Origin of the sequence: Pseudomonas sp., from assembly GCF_049301935.1 — a bacterium.
In the GTDB taxonomy this organism is placed as follows: Bacteria; Pseudomonadota; Gammaproteobacteria; order Pseudomonadales; family Pseudomonadaceae; genus Aquipseudomonas.
Window position 1 is genome coordinate 1 of record NZ_JBAQLP010000128.1, and the last position, 7,460, is coordinate 7,460.

6 protein-coding genes are annotated in these 7,460 nt (G+C 60.8%); 4 read left to right on the top strand and 2 right to left on the bottom strand.

Annotated elements, in window-relative coordinates:
- Positions 1 to 59: 59 nt before the first annotated feature.
- A complete protein-coding gene (locus WA145_RS16750; RefSeq protein WP_422582654.1) occupies positions 60 to 350 on the top strand; it encodes a SelT/SelW/SelH family protein in 291 nt (96 codons plus the stop codon).
- Positions 351 to 534: 184 nt separating this feature from the next.
- Here WA145_RS16750 and WA145_RS16755 read toward each other — a convergent pair whose 3' ends face one another.
- Positions 535 to 3,834, bottom strand: a complete 3,300-nt coding sequence (locus WA145_RS16755; protein WP_422582655.1) for a PAS domain S-box protein — start codon at positions 3,832 to 3,834, stop codon at positions 535 to 537.
- Positions 3,835 to 3,937: 103 nt separating this feature from the next.
- Entirely contained in the window at positions 3,938 to 4,831 is an 894-nt protein-coding gene (locus WA145_RS16760; RefSeq protein WP_422582656.1) for a LysR family transcriptional regulator, read from the bottom strand.
- A gap of 182 nt (positions 4,832 to 5,013) precedes the next feature.
- Here WA145_RS16760 and leuC point away from each other — a divergent pair, with 182 nt between their 5' ends.
- The 3 genes from leuC to WA145_RS16775 form a co-directional block, all read left to right on the top strand.
- Positions 5,014 to 6,441 carry a 3-isopropylmalate dehydratase large subunit gene (leuC, locus tag WA145_RS16765; protein WP_422582657.1) on the top strand — a complete coding sequence of 476 codons (1,428 nt, stop codon included), beginning with the start codon at positions 5,014 to 5,016 and terminating at the stop codon, positions 6,439 to 6,441.
- 10 nt (positions 6,442 to 6,451) lie between these two features.
- Positions 6,452 to 7,099, top strand: a complete 648-nt coding sequence (gene leuD / locus WA145_RS16770) for a 3-isopropylmalate dehydratase small subunit (RefSeq protein ID WP_422582658.1) — start codon at positions 6,452 to 6,454, stop codon at positions 7,097 to 7,099.
- Between the two features lie 106 nt (positions 7,100 to 7,205).
- The coding region (locus WA145_RS16775; protein WP_422582659.1) for an isocitrate/isopropylmalate family dehydrogenase at positions 7,206 to 7,460 on the top strand (255 nt) is incomplete at its 3' end.

Here is a 7,460-nt window from a genome sequence, read left to right on the forward strand (position 1 = left end):
CTGCTGAGGTAAGGCTACTGCGCGTTATCATTGGCTTTTCATCCGTAGCGAGCCAGCCAATGTCCAGCCGCAAAGCCGAAGTAGTCATCACCTATTGCACGCAATGCCAGTGGCTGCTGCGCGCCGCCTGGCTGGCTCAGGAGCTGCTGTCGAGCTTTACCGATGACCTGTCCCGAGTCTGCCTGGAGCCCGGCACGGGCGGCGTATTCCGGATCACCTGTGATGGGGTGCAGATCTGGGAGCGCAAAGCCGATGGCGGCTTTCCCGAGGCTAAGGTGCTTAAGCAGCGCCTGCGTGATCAGATCGACCCTGCTCGGGATTTGGGCCATAACGACCGGTCCGGCAACTGAGTCGCTGCTCACGAGCTGTTGGCCTCAGGCCTTGCTGCATCGCAACCAATCCGGTTCGCGTTGTGGCTACAGCTGCTGATCAGTCATCTGGTCGTTCTACGGCACCGCATGCATGAGACTCGCGGTCTACTGAATACCCCCGAACAGCTTGTGTAGCAGAGCAGCGCAAAGGTGCCCTGGTTGTTTACAGGGGCGCAGGTATGCGGTTGTCGTGCAGCAACTGGCGAAACTGCTCCAGTGAAACCGCTTTGCTGAACAGGTAGCCCTGGTAGTGGTGGCAGCCCTGTTGCTGGAGGAACTCCAGCTGGTCGAGCTGTTCAACCCCCTCGGCAATGATGCCCAGCCCCAGGCTGCGGGCCATGGCGACGATGGCGCGAATGATTTCCGCGTCGTTGGCATCCAGGGTGGCGTCGCGCACGAAGGACTGGTCGATCTTCAGCACATCCACCGGCAGGCGCTTGAGGTAGGTCAAGGAGCTGTAGCCGGTACCGAAGTCGTCCATCGCGAAGGTTACGCCGAGGCGTTTGAGGCGGTTCATCTTGGCGATGGTGTCGTCAATGTTCTGGATCACGATGCCTTCGGTGATTTCCAGTTTGAGCATATGCGGTGGCAGATGGCTGCTGGCCAGGCTGCTTTCCACCCGTTCGACGAAGTCGTTCTGGCGGAACTGCCGGGGGCTGATATTCACGCACAGGCTGAATTGCGTGGCGCTGACCATATCCTGCAGCAGCAGTTGGGCACAGGCGTGACAGGCTTCGGCGAGCACCCAGCCACCGACTTCGAGAATCAGCCCGCTTTCTTCGAGAATATGGATAAACAGCGCCGGCGATTGCGTGCCCAGGGTCGGGTGCATCCAGCGCAGCAGGGCTTCGGCACCGATGATCTGGTTGTTGCGCGCATCCACCTGGGGCTGAAAGTGCAGCTCGAATTCGCCCCGCGCCAGCGCCAGACGCAGGTCGTTTTCCAGGCGCAGGCGTTCGCTGGCCGCTTTCTGCATGGTGTTGCGAAACAGCTGGATGCAGTTGCGCCCCGAGTCCTTGGCGCGGTAGAGGGCGATATCTGCACGCTTGAGCACATCTGACGGAGTATCACCATGGTCGGGAATCAGGGCGATGCCGATGCTCGGGGTGACTTGCAGTTGGTGGCCGTCGAGCAGCATCGGTTCGGCCAGCAGGTGGCGCAGTTTTTCCGCCAGCGCGCGGACCTGCTGTACCACCTTTGAGCGTTTGCCTTCCAGGCCGGAAATCAGTACGACAAACTCGTCACCGCCCAGACGCGCCACCGTATCTTCCTGGCGCACACTGGCTTCCAGGCGTGCGGTAACCTGCTTGAGTACGGCATCACCGACCGGGTGGCCGAGTGAATCATTGATGTGTTTGAAGTGGTCGAGGTCGATAAACAGCAGCGCGCCACGCAGTTCGTGGCGTTTGAGCAGGGATATCTGCTGGGTCAGGCGGTCGAGCAACAGCGCGCGGTTGGGCAGGTTGGTCAGCGAGTCGTGGTAGGCCAGGTGCTGAACCTGGGCCTGGGCCTCCTTGAGTTCACTGATGTCGCGAGCGGTAAGCAGCAGGCAGGGCGTGTTGTTGAGCTCGATCGATTCGACTGACACTTCAACCAGCTTGGTTGTGCCGTCACGGTGTCTGCCGCGCATTTCCATATGGTAGACATGGCCGTCGCGCTTGAGCTTCTGCACCATTAAGTCGCGTTCAGACGGGTCAGCCCAGACGTTGAGTTCCATGGCGCTGCGCCCGATCACCTCGTCGGGGTTATAGCCGGTGAGGCGGCCGAAGCCTTCGTTGACTTCGATATAGCGGCCCGTATCGCGCTCGGTAATGGTGATGGCGTCGGGGCTGGAGTGGAACGCCAGGGCGAACTTCTCTTGGCTGGCCTGCAGTGCAGCCTGGGCTTTTTGCCGCTCGCTGATATCACGGAAGGTGGTGATAATGCAGCGTTGACCTTCTACCGTGATCGGCCGGCATGACACTACGCAGGTCAAGGTGTGGCCCCGGGAGTTACGGAAGTCTGCCACCTCATTGTCGAGCCCGTCAGCCTGATAGAACTTTTCATAGAGAGTGCTGCGTACGCTGAGGCTACCCCAGAAGTTGAAGTCGAGTACGCTGCGGCCGACGACCTCATCGGCGTGCCAACCGAACACCTGGCTAAAGCTGGGGTTGATTTCCAGTACGCGACCATCAGGCTCGGTGGTCAGGGTGATGGGGTCGGGGCTGGCCTGGAACAGGGTGACAAACTTCTCTTCTGAGGCCTTCAGGCGTTGCTCGCGCTGGCCCCGTTCACTGATGTCGATAACAATCCCGGCCATCCGCTGTGGTGTACCGCGCTCATCACGGTAAAGCTTGGCTGTGCTTTCTAGGTAGTGCACGTCGCCATTTTTATACACCGCTCGGTAAGTTACTTGGTAATCCTGGCGGATACCTTGGAGCAGCTCTAGATAGGCTAGGCGCATGGCGTGGCGGTCTTTGCGCGGGACGAAGCTGAAAAAGCTGTGGAAGTCGCCATGCAAATGCGTTTCAGCCAGGCCATGCAGCATGGCGGCGCGGGCCGAACCAAATAGCATATTGCTGGGGATGTGCCAGTCCCAGGTACCGAGGTCGGCCGACTCCAGCGCCAGGTTGAGGCGCTCCTGGCTGTCGTGCAGGGCCTGTTCCTGCTGGCGTTGCTGGGTGATGTCACGCAGCGACAGGACCAGGCAGGGGATGCCTTCCAGGAGTATTTCGCCGCCAAACAGCAGGTTTATGCGGATGCTGCCGTCGCGATGGTAGAGCGGTACTTCCAGGCCGTTGAGGCTGTTGTTCTTGACCGCCTCCATCATGCGTTGGCGATCTTTCAGGCAGGCCCAGATGCCCATCTCCAGCGAGGTGCGGCCGAGGGTTTCCGTACTGCTCCAGCCAAACTGGCGTTCGAAACCGGCGTTGATCTCGATAAAGCGGCCGCTGGACTTCTCGGTGATGACCACCGCGTCCGGGCTGTAGTTGAAGGCCTGGGCGAACTTTTCCTCGCTGCTGCGCAGCGCCTGCTCGCGGGATTGCTGGTTGGTTATGTCGCGGATGACGCCAATAACGCGCTGTTTGCCGTCGGCATCCAGTTGCAGACTGCCGCTGATTTCCAGCCAGTGCAGGCTGTCGTCGGGCCAGCGGATGCGGTGGCGAAAGGCGCTGTTGCTCGGGTTGCCGGCGAGCAGCTGCTCGAACAGGCGCAGCACCGCGGGGCGGTCTTCCTCGGGGATCAGCTCGATATAGTCGATGCGTTTTTCCAGTGGATGCTTAGGGTCGAGGCCGAACAGCGCCTGGGCGCCGCGTGACCAACTGACCCGGCCGCTTTCGATATCCCAGTACCAGGTACCGAGCTTGGCGCCATTGAGTGCGCGTAACAGGCGCGGCGCATCGTTCCAGGTACTCTCAAATTCGGCAGGGTCCAGCACCGGAATAAACGGCAGTGGCGGACGGCGATCACTGGATTTAGCCACGACCAACTCTTCCTGTAGGCGCATGGGTTTGGTGGTCGCTGGCTGAGCGACTGGGCGGAGTCATGCAGAAGCCTTTCTTATCGTTATAAGCCCACGTTAGCCCTTAGTCCCTGGCCATTGCAAGGCCATCACGCTGGGCATCCAGCAGGTTCATAAAGGCCCGCGCAGCATTCGACAGGGTGCGTTCGGTGTGGCTGATATAGCCCAGCTGGCGGGTCAGCTGGATACCCGGCAACGGCAGGCGGGCCACCTGTTCATCGAGCATGGTGCGCGGCAGCACGCTCCAGGCCAGGCCGATGGAGACCATCATCTTGATGGTCTCCAGGTAGTTGGTGCTCATGGCGATATTCGGCGTCAGCCCCTGGGCTTCGAACAGGCGGCGCACAATATGGTGGGTAAAAGTATTGCCGCCGGGAAATACCGCCGGATGATGGGCCACATCGGCCAGGCTGATCGCTTTGCTGCGAGCCAGTGGGTGCTCGGGGGCGGCGACAAAATCCAATGGGTCGTCCCACACGGCCACCGCATGCACTGGCTCGCGGGTTTCCGGCGCCAGGGTGATCACCGCCAGTTCGGCGCGACCATGCAGAACCTCTTCATAGGCCACCTCGGAGTCGAGAAACTGGATGTCCAGTGCCACCTGCGGGTGCGCCCGGGTAAAGGCGCGTAGCAGTGGCGGCAAGCGGTGCAGGCCGATGTGGTGACTGGTGGCCAGGGTCAGGCGACCGCTGATCTCGCCATTCAGGTTGGTCAGCGCACGGCGCGTATCATCGAGCACATTGAGAATCTGATAAGCCCGCGGCAGCAGGGCGCGGCCGGCCTCGGTCAGGCTCACCTCGCGGCCCAGGCGATCAAACAGGCGCACATTGAGCTGTTGTTCCAGGCTGGCGATGCGTTTGCTCACCGCCGGCTGAGTCAGGTGCAGGCGCTGCGCCGCCTCGGAGAAGCTGCCCAGCTCGGCGATGGCAATAAAGGCATTCAGGGTGGCGAGATCCATAGGGCTGTTCCTGGCAGTGGGCGGGGCGCAATAGGCGCTGCTCAAGTGTAGTTATATTCCGCTAGGGAATCCTTTGAATGAAAAATATGAATTTGAGTAATTTAATGCAAGCCCATAGGATTACCCCATAAGCCAAAGGGCTATTTGCCCCGGCATAGAAACAGGTTGATGAGGGAAAGCGGATGGCCGGCAAAACGCTGTACGACAAGCTCTGGGAAATGCACGAAGTGAAGCGCCGCGACGATGGCTCGTCGCTGATCTACATCGACCGGCATATCCTTCATGAAGTGACCTCGCCTCAGGCCTTTGAGGGTTTGCGTCTGGCCAGCCGCAAACCGTGGCGCATCGACGCCAACATCGCCACCCCGGACCATAACGTGCCGACCACCAAGGCCGAACGTCAGGGCGGCCTGGAAGCCATCGCCGATGAAGTGTCGCGGATTCAGGTGCAGACCCTGGATGAGAACTGCGACGACTTCGGCATCCTCGAATTCAAGATGAACGACATCCGTCAGGGCATCGTCCACGTGGTCGGCCCGGAGCAGGGCGCGACCCTGCCGGGCATGACCGTGGTCTGCGGTGACTCGCACACCTCGACCCACGGCGCCTTCGGCGCGTTGGCCCACGGCATCGGCACCTCCGAGGTCGAGCATGTGCTGGCGACCCAGTGCCTGGTGGCGAAAAAGATGAAGAACATGCAGGTGTTGGTCGAAGGCAAGCTGCCGTTCGGCGTCACTGCCAAGGACATCGTGCTGGCAGTAATCGGCAAGATCGGCACCGCCGGCGGCAACGGCCACGCGCTGGAGTTTGCTGGCAGCGCAATCCGCGACCTGTCGCTGGAAGGGCGCATGACCATCTGCAATATGTCCATCGAGGCCGGTGCCCGTGTCGGCCTGGTGGCGGTGGATCAGAAGACCATCGATTACGTCGAAGGCCGTCCGTTCGCTCCCAAGGGTGCGGACTGGGACAAGGCCGTGGCGCAGTGGCAGGACCTGGTGTCGGATGCCGATGCGCATTTCGACACCGTGGTTGAATTGCGTGCCGAAGACATCAAGCCGCAAGTCAGCTGGGGTACATCGCCGGAAATGGTCTTGGCCGTGGATCAGAATGTGCCGGACCCGGCCGCCGAAAGCGACCCGGTGAAGAAGGATTCGATCATCCGCGCCCTGAAATATATGGGCTTGCAGGCCAATCAGGCGATCACCGATATCCAGCTGGATCGGGTGTTTATCGGCTCCTGCACCAACTCGCGGATCGAGGACCTGCGTGCCGCCGCCGAGGTGGCCAAGGGCCGCAAGGTCGCCAGCACCATCAAGCAGGCGCTGGTGGTGCCGGGCTCCGGACTGGTCAAAGCCCAGGCGGAACAGGAAGGGCTGCACCAAATCTTTATCGAAGCCGGCTTTGAATGGCGCGAGCCGGGCTGCTCGATGTGCCTGGCGATGAACCCGGACAAACTCGGCAGCGGCGAGCACTGCGCCTCCACCTCCAACCGCAACTTCGAAGGCCGTCAGGGCGCAGGTGGGCGTACCCACCTGGTCAGCCCGGCGATGGCTGCTGCCGCTGCGGTGACCGGCCGCTTTATCGATGTGCGCGAATTGATCCAGGCCTAAGGAGCTGACCATGAAAGCCTTTACCCAACACACCGGCCTGGTCGCTCCACTGGATCGCGCCAACGTCGACACCGACCAGATCATTCCCAAGCAGTTCTTGAAGTCGATCAAGCGCACGGGCTTTGGTCCTAACCTGTTCGATGAATGGCGCTACCACGATGTCGGTCAGCCCAATCAGGACAACTCCCAGCGTCCGCTGAATCAGGAGTTCGTGCTGAACTTCCCGCGTTACCAGGGAGCCAGCGTGCTGCTGGCTCGGGAGAACTTCGGTTGCGGCTCATCCCGCGAACACGCGCCCTGGGCTCTGGAAGAGTACGGCTTCCGTACCATCATCGCGCCGAGCTTTGCCGATATCTTCTTCAACAACAGCTTCAAGAACGGCCTGCTGCCGATCATCCTCAAGGAAGACGAGGTGGATGCGCTGTTCCAGCAGACGCAAGCCACTGTCGGCTATCAGCTGACCGTCGACCTGGCGGCGCAGACCGTGACCCGTCCGGATGGCGTGCAGTACCGCTTTGAGGTCGATGCCTTCCGCAAGCATTGCCTGCTCAATGGCCTGGACGATATCGGCCTGACCCTGCAGGACAGCGAGGCGATCAAGGCCTTCGAGGTCGGTTACCAGCAGCGCAGCCCCTGGCTGTTCGGCGCAATCAAATAACAGCAGCTGCAAGCTGCAAGCCGCAAGCTTAAAGCTGCAAGGTAAGAGCAGCTTTGCTTGAAACTTATGGCTTGCAGCTTGTAATTATTTTCCGAAGGAAAAGCTTATGTCCAAACAGATTCTGATTCTCCCCGGCGACGGTATCGGCCCGGAAATCATGGCCGCAGCGGTCAAGGTGCTTGCCCTTGCCAACGACAAGTACAACCTGGGTTTCGAGCTGAGCTTCGATGACCGCGGTGGCGCAGCCATCGACCGTTACGGCGTGCCGCTGGCCGATGAAACCCTGGCGCGCGCCAAGGCGGCCGATGCCATTCTGTTGGGTGCTGTTGGCGGGCCGAAGTGGGACACCATTGATCCGGCC